This window comes from Solibacillus sp. FSL H8-0538 (genome assembly GCF_038003525.1).
Classification (GTDB): Bacteria; Bacillota; Bacilli; order Bacillales_A; family Planococcaceae; genus JBBOPI01.
In genome coordinates this window covers 175,615-191,584 of record NZ_JBBOPI010000002.1, presented here as the reverse complement: position 1 = coordinate 191,584, position 15,970 = coordinate 175,615, and the positions used below count along the sequence as shown (strand labels likewise).

General features: G+C 37.4%; 18 protein-coding genes. 13 read left to right on the top strand and 5 right to left on the bottom strand.

Annotation, left to right across the window (positions count from 1 at the left end):
* Nucleotides 1-444: 444 nt before the first annotated feature.
* The 7 genes from MHH87_RS18825 to MHH87_RS18795 all read left to right on the top strand — a co-directional run bounded on the left by MHH87_RS18825 (nucleotide 445) and on the right by MHH87_RS18795 (nucleotide 6,121).
* The gene (locus MHH87_RS18825; protein ID WP_340751416.1) at nucleotides 445-579 is read left to right on the top strand and encodes a hypothetical protein; all 135 of its coding nucleotides are present in this window, start codon (nucleotides 445-447) and stop codon (nucleotides 577-579) included.
* A 107-nt stretch (nucleotides 580-686) separates the two neighbouring features.
* Nucleotides 687-908, top strand: coding sequence for a hypothetical protein (locus tag MHH87_RS18820; protein WP_340751415.1), 222 nt, complete (start codon nucleotides 687-689; stop codon nucleotides 906-908).
* A 14-nt stretch (nucleotides 909-922) separates the two neighbouring features.
* A complete protein-coding gene (locus tag MHH87_RS18815) occupies nucleotides 923-2,107 on the top strand; it encodes a cytosine permease (RefSeq protein ID WP_340751413.1) in 1,185 nt (394 codons plus the stop codon).
* 19 nt (nucleotides 2,108-2,126) lie between these two features.
* Complete coding sequence (locus MHH87_RS18810; protein WP_340751411.1) at nucleotides 2,127-3,107, top strand: heme-dependent oxidative N-demethylase family protein; 981 nt, start codon at nucleotides 2,127-2,129, stop codon at nucleotides 3,105-3,107.
* Between the two features lie 13 nt (nucleotides 3,108-3,120).
* The gene (locus tag MHH87_RS18805; protein ID WP_340751409.1) at nucleotides 3,121-3,642 is read left to right on the top strand and encodes a hypothetical protein; all 522 of its coding nucleotides are present in this window, start codon (nucleotides 3,121-3,123) and stop codon (nucleotides 3,640-3,642) included.
* Nucleotides 3,639-4,607, top strand: coding sequence for a PDR/VanB family oxidoreductase (locus MHH87_RS18800; RefSeq protein WP_340751407.1), 969 nt, complete (start codon nucleotides 3,639-3,641; stop codon nucleotides 4,605-4,607). The genes MHH87_RS18805 and MHH87_RS18800 overlap by 4 nt, the downstream gene beginning before the upstream one ends.
* 41 nt (nucleotides 4,608-4,648) lie before the next feature.
* Complete coding sequence (locus tag MHH87_RS18795) at nucleotides 4,649-6,121, top strand: aldehyde dehydrogenase family protein (protein WP_340751430.1); 1,473 nt, start codon at nucleotides 4,649-4,651, stop codon at nucleotides 6,119-6,121.
* A gap of 523 nt (nucleotides 6,122-6,644) precedes the next feature.
* Here the strand turns inward: MHH87_RS18795 and MHH87_RS18790 are convergent.
* On the bottom strand, nucleotides 6,645-7,769 hold the full coding sequence (locus MHH87_RS18790) for an S-layer homology domain-containing protein (RefSeq protein ID WP_340751405.1): 1,125 nt from the start codon (nucleotides 7,767-7,769) through the stop codon (nucleotides 6,645-6,647).
* Between the two features lie 1,195 nt (nucleotides 7,770-8,964).
* Here MHH87_RS18790 and MHH87_RS18785 point away from each other — a divergent pair.
* Nucleotides 8,965-9,552 (top strand): GNAT family N-acetyltransferase, encoded by a 588-nt coding sequence (locus tag MHH87_RS18785; protein WP_340751428.1) that lies wholly within the window; start codon nucleotides 8,965-8,967, stop codon nucleotides 9,550-9,552.
* Nucleotides 9,553-9,730: 178 nt separating this feature from the next.
* Here MHH87_RS18785 and MHH87_RS18780 read toward each other — a convergent pair whose 3' ends face one another.
* Nucleotides 9,731-10,204 carry a hypothetical protein gene (locus MHH87_RS18780; protein ID WP_340751402.1) on the bottom strand — a complete coding sequence of 158 codons (474 nt, stop codon included), beginning with the start codon at nucleotides 10,202-10,204 and terminating at the stop codon, nucleotides 9,731-9,733.
* A gap of 714 nt (nucleotides 10,205-10,918) precedes the next feature.
* Here MHH87_RS18780 and MHH87_RS18775 point away from each other — a divergent pair.
* The 3 genes from MHH87_RS18775 (at nucleotide 10,919) to MHH87_RS18765 (ending at nucleotide 12,498) form a co-directional block, all read left to right on the top strand.
* Nucleotides 10,919-11,359, top strand: a complete 441-nt coding sequence (locus MHH87_RS18775) for a DUF3997 domain-containing protein (RefSeq protein WP_340751399.1) — start codon at nucleotides 10,919-10,921, stop codon at nucleotides 11,357-11,359.
* A gap of 151 nt (nucleotides 11,360-11,510) precedes the next feature.
* On the top strand, nucleotides 11,511-11,849 hold the full coding sequence (locus MHH87_RS18770) for a hypothetical protein (RefSeq protein ID WP_340751398.1): 339 nt from the start codon (nucleotides 11,511-11,513) through the stop codon (nucleotides 11,847-11,849).
* 211 nt (nucleotides 11,850-12,060) lie between these two features.
* Nucleotides 12,061-12,498, top strand: coding sequence for a VOC family protein (locus MHH87_RS18765; RefSeq protein WP_340751396.1), 438 nt, complete (start codon nucleotides 12,061-12,063; stop codon nucleotides 12,496-12,498).
* Nucleotides 12,499-12,720: 222 nt separating this feature from the next.
* Here MHH87_RS18765 and MHH87_RS18760 read toward each other — a convergent pair whose 3' ends face one another.
* Nucleotides 12,721-12,915 carry a hypothetical protein gene (locus tag MHH87_RS18760; protein WP_340751394.1) on the bottom strand — a complete coding sequence of 65 codons (195 nt, stop codon included), beginning with the start codon at nucleotides 12,913-12,915 and terminating at the stop codon, nucleotides 12,721-12,723.
* 57 nt (nucleotides 12,916-12,972) lie between these two features.
* Here MHH87_RS18760 and MHH87_RS18755 point away from each other — a divergent pair, with 57 nt between their 5' ends.
* Together MHH87_RS18755 and MHH87_RS18750 are read left to right on the top strand one after the other, a co-directional pair.
* Nucleotides 12,973-13,128 carry a hypothetical protein gene (locus MHH87_RS18755; RefSeq protein ID WP_340751392.1) on the top strand — a complete coding sequence of 52 codons (156 nt, stop codon included), beginning with the start codon at nucleotides 12,973-12,975 and terminating at the stop codon, nucleotides 13,126-13,128.
* Nucleotides 13,129-13,310: 182 nt separating this feature from the next.
* Nucleotides 13,311-13,895, top strand: a complete 585-nt coding sequence (locus MHH87_RS18750; RefSeq protein WP_340751389.1) for a hypothetical protein — start codon at nucleotides 13,311-13,313, stop codon at nucleotides 13,893-13,895.
* Between the two features lie 58 nt (nucleotides 13,896-13,953).
* Here MHH87_RS18750 and MHH87_RS18745 read toward each other — a convergent pair whose 3' ends face one another.
* Both MHH87_RS18745 and MHH87_RS18740 read right to left on the bottom strand, forming a co-directional pair.
* Nucleotides 13,954-14,562: a helix-turn-helix transcriptional regulator gene (locus MHH87_RS18745; protein ID WP_340751388.1), complete on the bottom strand. Its 609-nt coding sequence runs from the start codon at nucleotides 14,560-14,562 to the stop codon at nucleotides 13,954-13,956.
* A 54-nt stretch (nucleotides 14,563-14,616) separates the two neighbouring features.
* A complete protein-coding gene (locus MHH87_RS18740) occupies nucleotides 14,617-15,966 on the bottom strand; it encodes a sodium-dependent transporter (RefSeq protein WP_340751385.1) in 1,350 nt (449 codons plus the stop codon).
* Nucleotides 15,967-15,970: the final 4 nt, after the last annotated feature.

The following is a 15,970-nucleotide window of genomic DNA, read 5'->3' as shown; positions in this document are numbered from 1 at the left end:
ACTTGACAGCACATTCCACTCCAGGCGGTCGCTTTCCGCGGGCGTGGCTTGAGCCTCCTCGGGCCAACACGATGTTGGTCACGAAGGCGTTGCCACAGGACGTGGCGTTCTTAGCCTTCGTTCCTAAACGCTTCGTGCGGGGTCTCAAGGCTCACGCTTTTCCCGCAGGAGTCGCCGCCTTCCGTTCCATGTGCCTATAAAGTAGTACACTTTCTTTTAAAGTAAAGAACATGTTTTGGTAAAGACCCTTTTTAATATTCATTTATTTTTTTGTGTATAGATAAGAAAATTAAGTGAAAATAAACGTTTTTTACGTTCCTAGAAATATTATAGTAAATTTATTTATTTGAAAATTCGGAAAATAGGAGGATTCCTTTCCTTTTGGCATGTAAATTGCTTATGGAATAGGTAAGAAAAGAAAAAGAAAAACAAGGAGGTGTGGGAATGAGCTCAACTTCACAATACAACAAAAATTTACAATCAACAGATTCTCTTACTCGTGAAACGTATACGGAACTTGAAACTCGTATTCAGCACTATGAACAAAATGAAGATGATCAAGAAAATCATGCAAAATGAGAGATGCATTTGGGATGAGCCTTGTGGTAATTGGTATTATAGTTGCTTTAATTGTAACAATCTTTTGATAGGCATTAAAAATGAAATTGCCAAGAGGGAGAGATTAAATGCCAAAGGAAATTTCCGCTGTATCACGTGATATTGCTTCTGGATTTTTGCCGACAGATAAAAAAGAACGAATTTTTAATTTCTGGGATTTAATGCTTGTACAAGTGGTAATTGGTTTGTCAGCATTTGGATTACTTACGGGAGCGTATGCGGGGAGCATGCTTGAGGCTGATGAGTCTATTGTAGCCATTTTGTTTGGAAATGCATTTCCGATGTTTTAATTGCACCCATTGCATTGTTTTTTGCAAGGTATGGAATTGATACGTTTGTTGGATTCCGTAGCGCACTTGGATATGTAGGTTCAACCATTTTCTTCGGTATTTTCTTAATTCTAACCCTTGGATATATGTCAGTTGCAATGTTTATAACAGGTCAGGCTGTAATGGAAATTGCCATTTGGCTCGAATTGCCAGCGTTCTTTACAAGTGTGACAACAGGTGCACCGTTCTTTGCAATTGCGTTATTTTTCGTTGCCTTTATGGTCACGATTAAAGGACCCATGGCGATTCGGAAATTCAATTTAGTTGCAGTGCCAGCATTCCTATTATTTTTACTGGGCTTACTTGTAATAATTCTATTTGCTCCAAATGTGCCAGCGCTCAGCTCCCTTTTACCTGCTGAGCCATTTGATATAAAATCACAGTCGTTTATGACCGCATTAGAAATTAACATTGGTACTGGCTTCTCATGGTTGCCGTATTTAGGGCAATATGCACGTCTTGCAAAGCGTGAATCCAGCGCATATAAGGCGAGTTTTTATAGCTATGGCATTATCGTTTGCTTAGCTGCTATTATTGGTGCGCTTGCCACATTAATTGTTGGGACATTGGATCCGGCGAGTTGGATGATGGCGCTTGCTGGTACATGGGGTGGCTTAATCGGATTATTAATGCTTATTGTAGCGAATATTGGGGCTGTTATTTTCCTTATGTATTCACAAGCAATTAGCTTTAAAACAATGTTTCCTAAACGTTCTTGGTTATTTTCGATGGGGACAACACTCCCAACGATTCTTCTATTATTGAGTCCGGCATTCTATAATGCATTCAACTCATTCATGGCTGTCATTTCATTTATTATGGCAAGTCTTGGTGGTATTATCATCGCGGATTACTTCTTTGTCAAGAAACAGAAAATTTCTTTGCGTCAGCTGTATGATACAGACGGTGCTTATAAGTATTGGAAGGGGATTAACCCATCGGCGATTTTAGCAATTTTAGCAAGTATTTTCGTTTACTGGGGACTTTACAACCCACTTACATCGGAGTCTAGCACGCTGTTCCTATATACTTCAGCTGGAATTCCAACCTACTTTGTTGCACTCATAGTGTACTATGTTTCAGCAAAATTTATTTTCCGATATGAAGTGGACCATGCTACAACACCAGCACCAGTTATCTCACAGGATAATGCATTTTAAACTAGAGGAGGATTCACTCATGTTCACACAGGGATTAGATTTTAAAACAACGGATTTGGATACATTTCCATTCCCATTTACATCGGATAATTACCGGTATTCCAATGATTTAAAACGTCTTCAAAACCTGAATTGCATCGAGGTGACCCCAGAGTATGAGTTGCAAGTTCGTACGAAACGTCGCTTGTTAGATGAGCAGCCAGAGGTCCGCTTTCAACAGCTGGAGAATACGCATTATATGCAGTGGGAAGTACTTGAGATGCTTGTTGATATGGCAGTTGAACGTTATCCTGAGCATTTCGACGTAGATAAAGACGGGAATAATTGGATATTCCGCAACAATATTTTCGGTGAAGAGTTTACGTTTGTATTTGGGGATTCTTCGACAATTCCGCAAGCACCACTAAACTTTATCGGGCGTCACTTCCACAATGACTTTGTTATGATGGTGCACCGCGATAAAAACTTTTTTTTAGAGGTTGGTCAAGTATCCTATGCGGCGCTCTTTTCAGCAAACTGGAACGCTGGAATGTCGTTTGATGAAATTCATGCACCGGTTCCATTCGTTTCACGAAAGGGCGATCAATTAGTAGAGCGTATTCGTAAGTTTTTATTAGCCATTGAGCCAGGTGAACCATGGACGCGTATTAACTGGAACTTAATGGCTGATCGTTGGGACGTAAACTATGAAACTATGGATATTTGGGAGCCACAACGTAATCTCATAACTTCAGAAAATGCGGGAGAACTTGTACGCTTACGGGTAGAGGAACAAAAGTTCTATCGTATGCCTCGTAGTAACTCGATCTTATTCGTCCTAAATACACAGTTTTTACCATTAGAAGATTTAAAGTTGCGCCAAGAATGGTTTGACTTAACATATAGCGTACTACAAGATATCCCACCAGCAATGGCGGAATATAAAGGCATTGCGCCATTTCTATCACAATCTATTGAGTATTTACGTCGTGAAGCAGAGCGCATAAAAAAAGATATGTAATGGAGGGGGTACTATGTATAATAGGCCAGTTTTGTTCGATAAGTCACCAACAATTGTCGAAGAATTCACAATAGAATCTAATCGTCGTAAAATCGCAGTTTTGTTCGATCGGTCGGGTAAAGAGCAGGCAGGAGCAATTCAAGTTCATCCTGAATGTACGTCGATTGCGACCTATGAAGTACGTGATATTGAGCAAGAAGACGTTATTCGCCAATTTATTGTCAAACAAACGATGGGTACGCAGTTTTATATAGCGGCTAGTTGGGATATAGCCGTAAAGTTATTTGATTTATGTACATTGGAAGGGCTGAGCGAAAGCGAGATTCAAACATATGTCACATCGGGCAAAAAGCGTTCTATGTACTGTATGAAGTGCTATAACACATCAGAAATTCCCTTTACATCACCAGTACAATGCTGTTGTGGTGCACACTTAGAGGTAGGACCTTACTATTCAAAGATACGAAAAGGATATATTGGATATCCCTTTGTGCCAGTTGAACAACAGCAAAAAGTAGGAGGTTTAGTCATATGAGAGTAGCAGGTAATATTCCAGTACGCGTTGAAAAAATTGTTCAGGAAACGGCTTATGTAAAACGTTTCCGCTTAGTATCAATCGACGGGTTCCTGCTACCAAGTTTTCGAGGTGGCGCACACATTAAAACATTTATAGAAGGGCAAAATGATGTGCTTGAGCGAAGCTATTCACTTATTAGTCCGCCAACAGAGCGCAACTACTATGAGATTGCGATTCGTAAAGATGAACAATCGCGTGGGGGATCACGCTATTGGCATGAGCAAGTGCACGTCGGGGATACACTTGAAATTAGTTTCCCGCGTAATCATTTTTCCCCAAGTTTCCTCGCAAAGCATCATGTACTGTATGCAGCTGGGATTGGCATTACACCATTTTTAACGATTATACAAGATTTAGAGGATTGGCAAACGTTTGAACTACACTACACAGCACGTACACCGGAGGAATGTGCCTTCTATGAGCTGTTAAAAACGGAATATGGCGATTATTGTACGTTCTATTTTACACGTATGGAAGAGCCAAATCGTATGACGCCAGACATAATGCAACAACATCGCGTCGGTTCTCATGTCTATTTCTGTGGACCGATTGAGATGGTAAAAGAGTATCGCGAGGTGGCAGGTAGCTACGGCTATCCGGAGCATTCGATTCATTTTGAAATTTTTTCAAATTCTACGGATAATGCAAAGCAAAGGAAACCATTTACCGTGGAGCTAACAGAGAGCAATAAAACGCTTTATGTGAGCGAAGAAGATACACTGTTGGACACATTGCTAAAGGCCGGCATTGACGCACCACATGCATGTAAAATTGGTGGCTGTGGTAGCTGTGAGCTAGAGGTAGCCGAGGGAGAAGTGGATCACCGAGACTTTTTCTTAAAGGATGAAGATCGAGTTAAGCGTAAAGCCATTTTACCATGCTGCTCACGTGCAAAATCTGACAGGATTGCAATCAAAATATAAAGGGAAATAAGGGGGAATTGTAAATGAAAACATTAACACAAGTGCTAAAGCTTAAAAACTATATTAACGGAGAGTGGCGTTCAACTTCTTCAGAAGATGTAAACGTTGTCATCAATCCAGCAAACCAAGAAATCATCGCATATGCACCGCGTTCAAGTAAGGAAGAAACAGAAGAGGCAATTCGGGCAGCACGTGTAGCATTCGATTCAGGGATTTGGTCAAGCAAAACAACACATGAGCGTGCAGCGATCCTAAATGCAATTGCAGACAAAATCGATGAACGTGCTGAAGAGCTTACAGTGCTTGAAACAATGGATAACGGCAAGCGTAAAGACGAAGCAGCATTTGATATTGCCGACGCAGCAACTTGCTTCCGTTACTATGCAGGTTTAATTTTACATCCAGAAGGCGAAACATACCAAGTGCCTGATACGGTGCAATCAATGGTCGTAAAAGAGCCGGTGGGGGTTGCGGGGCTAATCGTTCCTTGGAACTTCCCGTTATTAATGGGTGTATGGAAAATTGCACCAGCACTAGCTGCAGGGAATTCAATTGTCTACAAACCAGCAGAATTAACACCGATTACAACAACTAAATTATTCGAAATTATGGAAGAAGTAGGTATTCCAAAAGGGGTAGCCAACTTAGTCATGGGTCGTGGTTCAGTGGTTGGTCAAACAATCGCAGAAAGTAAAGATGTTGATCTTGTATCGTTCACTGGAAGTACAGAAGTTGGCCGTGAAATTATGCGTGCAGCAGCGGGTAATTTAAAGAAAATTTCATTAGAGCTTGGTGGGAAATCACCGAATATCGTTTTCGCAGATGCAGATTTAGAAACAGCAGTAGACTACGGCTTATTCGGTATTTTCTTCGGCAGCGGGCAAGTTTGTTCATCAGGTAGCCGTATTCTAGTCGAAGAAAGTATTTACGATGAGTACGTGGCACGCTATGTTGAACGTGCAAAAAATATTAAAGTAGGACCTGGTTTACAAGAAGGTATCGATGTAGGGGCAATCGTAAGCGAAGGACAAATGAACAGCATTTTAGAATACATCGAAATTGGTAAACTAGAAGGTGCGACGTTAGCAACGGGGGGGTACCGATTAACAGAAAATGGATTAGATAAAGGTTTCTTTATCGCACCGACTGTTTTCATAGATGTTACAAACGATATGCGTATTGTACGTGAAGAAATCTTTGGACCAGTGGTAACAATCCAAAAATTTAGCACTGAGGAAGAAGCTATTCGATTAGCGAACGACTCAGATTACGGTTTAGCAGGTGCTGTATTCTCAAATGACGGTGCAAAAGCATTACGAGTTATCAAGCAAATCCGTGCAGGTATTACTTGGATCAACTATTACCACCCAACTTACGTAGAAGCTCCATGGGGTGGCTATAAGCAAAGTGGTATTGGTCGTAGCTTAGGGAAATATGGTTTAGACGACTTCCAAGAAATTAAACAAATTAATGTTCAACTAAATGTACAACCAATTAACTGGTTTACAAGTTAACTAGTAATCAGTAGCACGCGATCGACTATTGCTCATCGCGTGTTTTTTAGGTTACCTTTGTAGGAATAAGTTTGCCAATATGCACAATATGCTCTTGGCTGTGTACAATAGCCGTCATCTGTTATTAGTCCTATGCTGCTCAGCTGTTGTTTCCTGAATGACTTGAAATAAGGGATCCTTCGCAAGTACCTCTTGTATACGCTCCTCTATTGAAATCGTCTGTTCTATACCCTACCCTCGCCTATTCTGCGCCAATTTTTTCTATTCTTTTCTACTCTATGCTACGCTCAAAATTTCTTCTCTATTTTTTTCTTTCCTATTGTGGGCGGTTTTATGCTAGTTTTCTTGAAAAAGAGGAGAAAAAAAAGCAACTCTGAGCTGAACCCCGAATAGTGGACACTTTAAAAAAAATGGACTTACTCGGGGTTCAGTTCATATCTATTTTGTTCCATTCGTTTTTATATCTAAATTTAGAAAAAAAGATTCCCTCCTCTTTAAAGTAGAGTTGGGAATCTTTTTAAGGTTAATTACCAGCCATAGCTGCAGTTAGCGTATCTTCATAGTCCTCTTCATCATGGACAATGTTATAAATTTTCCAAGTTCCGCCGTCTGTTTTCTTTAAATATGCAGTTCCTGATATATCCACTGTCACTTCAAATTTCATGTCCATGTCTGGTTCACTAAAGGAAACATGAACCTTTAGATTGTCTACTTTAACTTCTGCAAAACGCTTATTTAATGAAATAATTCTGCTTGAATGCTCACCCACTTGTTCGATTGTAGTGGAACCAAATGAATATTCAGGGTCATCTAGTAGACTCTGGTTATCAAGTGAATAAGCTAGATAATAACCCGTTGTTGTTTCGCGATAAAGAGCTTCCAACGCTTCAAGATTTTGTTGTTCAGAGTATAGTGACAACTCTTCTGTGACGTTACGATTTACAGTTTGAATCACTGAAAGTTCGTCTTCAGCTGTTCCAGATTCTAGATGTAATGCACGGTCAATCATCAATACGGCATGGGAACGTTTAGCGGAATTATTCGGTTTGAACTCGTCTCCATAACCATTTACGATTCCGACACCTGCTGTTTTTACAACTGCTTCATAAGCGTAGCTATTTTGAGTTACATCTTTGAAAGTTTTTCCTGTCGTTGAAAAATCCACCGTCTCATTAAATGCACGATAAATCATAGTAGCCATTTGAGCACGTGTAATCTTATCATTTGGTTTAAAGGTTCCATCTTCTTTTCCAGTAATAATCTCTCTGCTACTAGCAATTTGGACATAGTTATAATACCAAGCTGAAGAATTTACATCAGGGAACGATTTTTTGATCTCACCACTTGTTAAATTCATAGCATTCACCAAAATTTTTGTGAATTGTGCACGGGTAATATTATTTTCTGGTTTTAAAAGAATAGATGTATATTCATATTCTTCTCCATCTTCTTCATAAACCTCTGTTTCTTCATATCCATCTATGATATCTGCATACAAGAAGCGTTCTAATTGTTCATATGCCCCATGCCCATAATCTACATCATCTATGTAATATTGATCAATGGTTTTTTCTGCTGCAAAAGCAGGTGTTATAGAAAAAAGACCAAAAGTAACAAGTAAAACTAATAAAATACGAACTGTCTTCAATGGTTTGACCCCTCTCCTTATAAATCTCTAATACATGAATATATTATGCAATATAAACTTAAAAGAATACAAGAATAATATGGAAATAATTATATTTGCTGATGCCTAGCATAAAAAGTTTCAATGTAATAAAATCTCTATTTTCATCTTTCGGCCATTACAACGACCGTCCCAGCACCATCCCCGACAACTCGATTTCAATGTTACCTGGTTACCTAATACGCATAATTCCCCTTAGTACGCCTTTCCTCTTTGTTCTCCCATGTAAATGGCATCATCCTAGACCTATGAAAACGCCTAAAGCATGCCGTTTCTTTTCTATTATATTCCATTTCAGCCTGTAGAAACAATATCGGCTGTTGCGATCAATCTATTGTGCAATTTGCTAATTGTTCACGTGTATAATAAAATAAACAATCAAAAAGGGAATTTATACCACATTATTTTGTTTCTTTAGTTAGTCATATTAGTTGGAGCGCAAGCGGTTTATTGCACGGGAAATGTCCATTTAGAGAGCGGTCTATAACGGTTTTCCATCTAAAGTTGCGAAGAATAGAAAAGTTTTCTGCACAACAGCGAAGTATTTCGTTTTTGAATGCTGTAGTGCTTGGACTTTTTCTTCGATTTTATGTAAATCAATACTTGGATTGACAAGTTCATCATTTCTACTAATTTTAGCGAAGCGTACTCTAATGGGAGCCATTAAATGAATCGAGATAAGTCTTTTTTTACTATGAGGCTCAATACCGAAATCGGTTGTTGCGACGAGACGCATTCTTTTTTCAGTGGTTAAAAAAGTATAACTTTCTTAACCACATAAGTAAGGACATCAACTCGCCCTGTTTTGGGCGAGTTGTGTCTTTCTAATGTTATAAATTCTTAATCGTTCGAATCTGTCGGCGTTTCGTTTTATATCGCTGCATTTTTTTATGCAGGATGTGCAAGATCGAGCAAATCGCTATACGACTTATTCGGTAATAAGCGTCAGCAAGCGATATCTTATGTATTTTGCACATATTTTTGGATATGTCGTATCATCGATTTGGTGATTTTACAATTCCGCTTGATTTATTTTTGGAGATCATTTTATCACGTACTGATTATAGTAAAGGGCCTAAAATACTCGAACACCGCTACTAAATCAATGGTTCATTTTTCAAAGTTAAAAATCGCATAAAATAAAAAGGAGAGATAAATTGTGATAGAAGTCAATTCATTTCCGATTCTTGAAACAGAACGATTGGTTTTAAGACAGGTGACGAAAGAGGATGCCAAAAGTATGTTGACGTATTTATCTCAGGAAGAAGTAACGAAACACATTGGTCTAGCGCCATTTAAAACAGTGAATGAGGCGTTAGATGAAATTTCATGGTATGAATCAATAGTTGAAAAGAAAACGGGCATCAGGTGGGGAATTACGTTAAAGCAGCAGGGCGAGATGATCGGGAGTTGCGGGTTCCTCAATATGGCTTCAAAGCATTTTCGTTCAGAAATTGGCATTGAACTAAGCAAAGACTATTGGGGAAAAGGGATAGCAAGTGAGGCTATTGAAGCGGTGGTTACATATGGCTTTGAAAAAATGAACTTACAAAGGATTGAAGCATTAATTGAACCACTAAATCTATCGTCACAAAAGTTGTTCGAAAGACAGGGATTTGTAAGAGAAGGACTTTTGAGAAACTATGAATACACAAATGGGAAATTTGATAATTTATTTATGTATTCCTTATTAGAGCAAGAATTTGATTTAAGACAAGAAAAAGACTCACAACTTCAAAAGTAAAGTGGGGGTTCGTTGATTAACAGTTATTAGCAGGGTGGGAATCTTGATCTTTGGTACCTACAGTATAGGGAGCGCGTGGGGAACCTTTCCCACCTCAAATAACTAGTATGTATGTTTTTTGTGTTAGCCTTTGTTTAAATATAACAAGAGATGATTGGCCTTTTTAGTGCGACGCTTGTCAAAAACTATTTACCTCAGACTTTAAACTGTTTACGAATTCATTAATTTGTTCCATTTTTACGATTAGACATAATGCGGGACCAGATTCTGTTGCACTTTTATTATTTCTCTCACCTGCATCTAACACAAAAATTAATTTATAGTAAAGTTCTCTTTCTTCTCTTTCATGTTCAGGTAATTGATGAACACCATATCCAGGGTAATAATAAGTACCAAATTGAGGAATATGATAAATACACAATCCTGGATCATGAGGTTCTAACATACTTAGATGCATAATATCAATTTGTTTCAAATCATCTACCAGTTTTAAAAAATCGCATTTCATACAAAGAATTTCTGAATGAACATCAGGAAAACTTTTGCCGGACCGGAAATAAATATTAAATTTCACACTCGAATTATTAACTAATGTTAAATTTATTTCGACTTCACAACCAGAATGACCAAAGTACTCTTTTAAGATAGCCATAACTAGATCTCCTTTTTACTATTACGTTTTTTACGCCTCTATATACCCATGTTGATCGATACAATTATACCGTTATTTTCTTACATAAATGGTGAAAGAATTTACAAAAAGTAGGTTTATCGATTCAACCACCGAAAGCCATTTCAAAATCTGCTAAATGCGCCTTTTAAATCCAATTCTCCATCTAATAATCAGCTCTGCTAATATGGGAGTAGCACGTATAATAGCTGGTGCTACTTCATTTTCAAAATTTATTCTAGGATCATTTAATAATTCTAAAGGTAGATTGAAATATTACTTTTTATCATTTCATTCATTAACATGATTGAGTTGGCTAGATTTTCGAAAAGGGGAGAATAGGATAGAAGGCGAAAATGACACAAGGAACCTATTTGTTTGCTTTCTTTTAGTTGAAGCAAGTGATTTAAAAAGCGATTCAAAAAAGCGACTTAATAAGTGAGAAAGGAGACGTCAAACTGACGCCTCCTTTTTTCCTTTTTAAAGCTGCTTTCACTAATGTCAGATTTATGCGGATTTACAACGTTAAGACGCAAAAAACTTCCCCAAACGAGGGTTTGGGAGCTTTTCAGCCATAATAAAAACTTGTTAATCTAATATTTTTCATTCCCTCTCGTAAACAAAAGGAACTTATTTCCATTGGAAGCGTATTAAAATAAAGGGCTATTAATTAACGCTTTTACTGGAGGGACACCGTTGAAACATTTAATTTTACTGATAGTATCCTGTTTTATTTTATCAGGATGTGCAGGATTAGCAGATTATACAATTTCATTGGATAATGGTTATCGAATTGATAGACTTTCGGCTCATCAAATTCAAATTTACGGAGAAGAAGCAGTAAATGATAGCAAGGAAAATATATTCAACCATTTATATGTACCAGCTGAAGTGACTGCTGTATGGTGGGATAAACAGTATATTATCGCAAAACAATTGCACTTAAAGACAAACGAACGAGGTGTTGAAGAACCTCCACAAAATCCTACCGATGATGATTATTCTTATTGGGTCATCGAAATAGATGAAAATGAAGTAAAAGGTCCACTGACGCTAAAAGAATTAGAAAATGATTCAGAACAATTAGGGATTAACGTCGTATTTACACCAATCGAAAAGCTAAAAAGAGAATCATAATTAAATAAGATTAATGAGAATAAGACAATGCATTTCAAACCTTCCCAAACACCGATTTGGAAACGATTCTTACCTGTATAGTAATAAGGCAGGATCTTAAACCACGCTACAGAATTAATAAAGAAATAACTTTATGTAAGGTGGTACACATTTGAAGAAAATATTAATCATTTTAGTCGCTGCTCTAATGATATGTTTTTTATACTTTTATAAGTCGCCTGTTATTAGCACAGACGTAGCACTAAATAACGCCGAAAAATATTTGCTGAATCCTCCAGAAGAATGGGCAAATTCAATCTCTTTTAATAGTTTAGAGGAACTTACAGATGAAAATATTAGTGTATATCTGGAGCAACAGTATGGGCTTTGGAATGAAATAACGAATAGAATGCAGTGGGAAGTTACAATAAAGTCTTCAGAAATTGAATCAACTATTGTAATGGACGCCCATACTGGAAAATTTATTGATTTGATTGGTGGGTTTAATTAAAGGAACATGTCCCCAAATCTCGCTTTGGGCACATTTTTTTCTTCAACTAACGGGGCAGGTTAGTTGAACAGTGTTGTTTAACTTGTGTTCAACAATCGAGCTAGTTTGTTGAACAAGGATATTTTCTGTTTTTTAGCGAATTAGAATTACAAACAAACTTATCAAGAATATAGGATATTGCAAAATAACAGGAACATAGGAGGTATGAAATTTGAAGATCCAAAGAATAGATCATGTGGGTGTAATCGTAAATGATCTCTCTGCCGCTAAAGAGTTTTTTCTCGATTTTGGACTTGAGGTGAAAGGAGAATGGGAAATGGAAGGAGAGTTGATGGGATATGCAGTTGGGCTTAATGACGTTAAAGTAGCGTGTGTAGGATTGGGAATGCCAGACGGTCAGACATGGATAGAGCTAATCAAATTTTATTCGCCGTCAGATGAAAAAGATATTCAGCAAACCTTTGCAAATACACTGGGTATCCGACATATTGCATTTACTGTTGAAGATATTGAAGCTGTTGTTGCCAAATTGAAAAAGAAGGGTACGGAAATCTTTAGTGAGATACAGCAATATGAAGAAAGTTATAAATTATGCTACGTTCGTGGTCCAGAGGGAATTATTTTGGAGTTGGCTGAGGAAATCAAATAAGTAATGTTAATATAAATGAAAGTACGATTCTTTGTTACTTTCTATTTTTTTAGTTTGTGAAGAAATGTACTTAAACTAACGGGTGCTTTAGTTCAACAAGGATTTATAAAGTATACAAAATAAACCTAAATAACGTTCCCAAATCAAAGTTTGGTTAAACACAAAAAAGCTCAAAACACTGTTATATCAGTTCAATGTTTTGTACGCTCGTAAAATCATGCTTCATTGATTATTCAGCTCCTTCATGATCGTTTGGATGATGTGCTCATCTACGCCATTAAAGAAAGAGATTTCTGCGGTAGCTGTTTTAATTACGCAACTTGGATCAGAATGGAATTGCGGTGAATTTGTAAATGAAGATTCGTCAATGATAGGGGCTAGCGTCACGGGGACAATTGTTAGTTTAGTTGTTGGCATAGAAAACACCTCCCTTATTTGATATATCTATCGTACCGGGAGGTGCCAGTCATATATATGCGTTATTTGATTACGGGCTTACAAACGATTTCAATAGAGAAGCGTATACAAGAGGTACTCGCGAATGATCCATTATATCAAGTAATCCAGGCAACACCAGCAGAGCAGCATTTTTTATCAGAGGCGTATTTAGATGAGTTGATTGAGAAGTAGTACTACTCAACACCCGAAGTCGCAAGCTGGTTTAACGTTACCGACGTTACTACATTAAACCATTTGAAGAATACCTATTCGATGGACAAGCATCAAATCCAACAATAGCAACCGTTATTCGCTTAGACTTCAAAGCGATTTTGAAGCTACGCATGCTTCTGCTATTAAAAGATGAGTATCGTGTGAAAGGATTAAAACAACTTTTACGGATTAATGAAGATGGTCATATCATCAAACAAGTACCGGCTCAAGAAAACTTACCCGACACGACTTATGACAAACGTTTAGATACCCTAAGCCAAGCGCTCGCACAAATCATGCACACTGGTTTATTTCAAATGGATCAAGATGAAGAAACCGAGGAAATGAAGCTCACTTTAAACGAGGACTTTCTCCAACAAAAAATCAAAGCACTTCCTTCCGAATCTTCGCAAGAAATTGAAAAGCTTCAATCGATAACGGAACAATTGGAACAGAAAAATCAGGAACTAGCCGAAAAAGTAGAGGAAATCCTCATATCAAATAATGCGGACATCGCCATCAAAATCAGAGAAAAACACATTGAGCAAAGTGTCTTAAACCGCCTTGAAAATGAAGCCCTAACGCAATACGCAGCAACAAAAGGATGGCAACTCTTCGGAAAACTTTTCAATTCTGCGCGTATTGAAATCGAAAAGAAACAGTACATTGCTGCCTATATCGAGGAGCATTTCTCAGAGCAATTGACTCAGGCACTGCATGAATATCATGAACGTCTGGTTAGATAGAAACTGAGCCAATTCTGATTGAAATTCAATCGAAGTTGGCTCTGTTTTTAAAATAATATTACAATTTATTTATATAACGATATACAGTCGTTTCAGAAGTGTTTAGTATCTTTGCTAATTCTGTAACTGATCCTTTTATTAAAAACGTACCTTTTTCATCTAAGGTTTGAATAAGCTTCATCTTTTCTTCATAAGAAAGCCGACTTGCCGGGACTTTGAACTTATTTACAGCATCTTGAATCGTATTTGTCATTAACTCCTCAACAGATAAAGTAACACTTTCAAAGTAATTTTCTTCTTTAGTTCTATACCCACTAATTAAATTATTTAACATATTCCGAAATTCAATTAGTTCATCAACGGGATAGTTAATGGTTAAGAGTCCTAATAGTTGATTATTATGATTTTTAATAAAATGAGTTGCAGACTTCAGCTTTTTTCCATCAACTGAAAGAGCTCTATAATCAATCACTGAATCTCGTTCCTTATAACGTTCTTCCTCAATAAATCTCTTTTCAATTTCAAGAATAGAACTTCCTTTCGAAATATCAGAAGGGTGCGCATATACTACTTCTTCTTTCTCTGCATCACTTAATCTTATTTCTACATCTGGTCCTAGAAAATGCGCTAAAAATCCAACAAATGGTACATAGTTTAATAAATCCATTGGCTCACCCTTCCATTTCTTTTTTCTGAACTACAATGAAGTTAAATGTGTCTCCTAAAGTTTCAATATCCCCAATAATTGTAAGTAAACAATCGCTAAGGCTATTGGTGCAAGATACCTCACTGTTATCGTATAGTAATGATTTACTTTAAGACCATTTCCAGTGTTTATTTCATCAAGTAACATCTTCGGTTTTAGCAGCCAACCAGCAAATACAAGTAAAGCGAGACCCCCACCAGGTAACAAGATGTTAGATACTAAATAGTCCGAGAACTCAAATATCGTCTTCCCGAAGATAGTAAAGTCCGCCAGAGGGCCAAAAGATAACATTTGGAATACACCTATAACATATATACCCGTTAACGTTATTAAAACAGTTTTTAATCTACTCCATTTCCATTCATCAACGAAGTAGCCTACGATAGCTTCCAATATGGCGATTGTTGAAGTTAAACATGCAAAAATTAGAAGCAAATAAAAAATAACAGCAAACAGCATACCGAATTTCATTTGAGCAAAAATAATAGGCAATGTGATAAATACTAACGGTGGACCAGCGCTAGGTTCAACTCCATAAGCAAAAACAGCCGGGAAAATAATGAACCCCATCATAACTGCAATTAAAGCATCTGCAATTACGATAATAAAGGTATTACTAGCAATAGTCCTTTTATTATCAAGATAACTTCCATATATAACAAGGTTTCCAGCCCCCACACCTAACGTAAAGAAGGCTAATCCGATTGCTGCAAGAATGCCCTCAAAAGTGAGTGCACGGAAGTCTGGTTTTAAATAAAATTCAAGTCCAGCTTGCGCTCCTGGTAATGTGATTGCTCTTATGCATAAGATAATAATCATTATGAATAAAAGTGGCATTAAGACTTTACAAACTTTTTCTATGCCTTTTTGGATTCCTTTATATACAACGACCCCTGTTAGCACCGCCATTACAAACATCCAAAATAATAGTTCCAGAGGGGAATTTAAAAAGTTTCCAAAATCATTGGCTATCAAATCCGGTGAATTTCCAGAGTATGATCCAAATAAGGATTTAAATAAGTAAGCAATTGTCCAACCAGACACACCCATATAGAAAGATAATACAATTATTAAAACTATCAGTCCTACTATTCCAAATAGATACCACTTTTTCTGCGGGAATAGTACCTTCAGAGCACCGGTATAATTTAATTTTGTCTTTCTACCAATCCCAAATTCAATCATTAAAATGGGTGTGGCAATCAGTAAAAGCACGACTAAAAATACGATAAAGAAGGCTGCTCCTCCATATTGGCCAACCGTATAAGGGAACTTCCAAACCGCCCCTAATCCGACTGCGCCACCTACTGATGCTAATATAAACCCTAAACTGGATGACCATTGTTCTCTTTCGCCATTTTTCATTTAG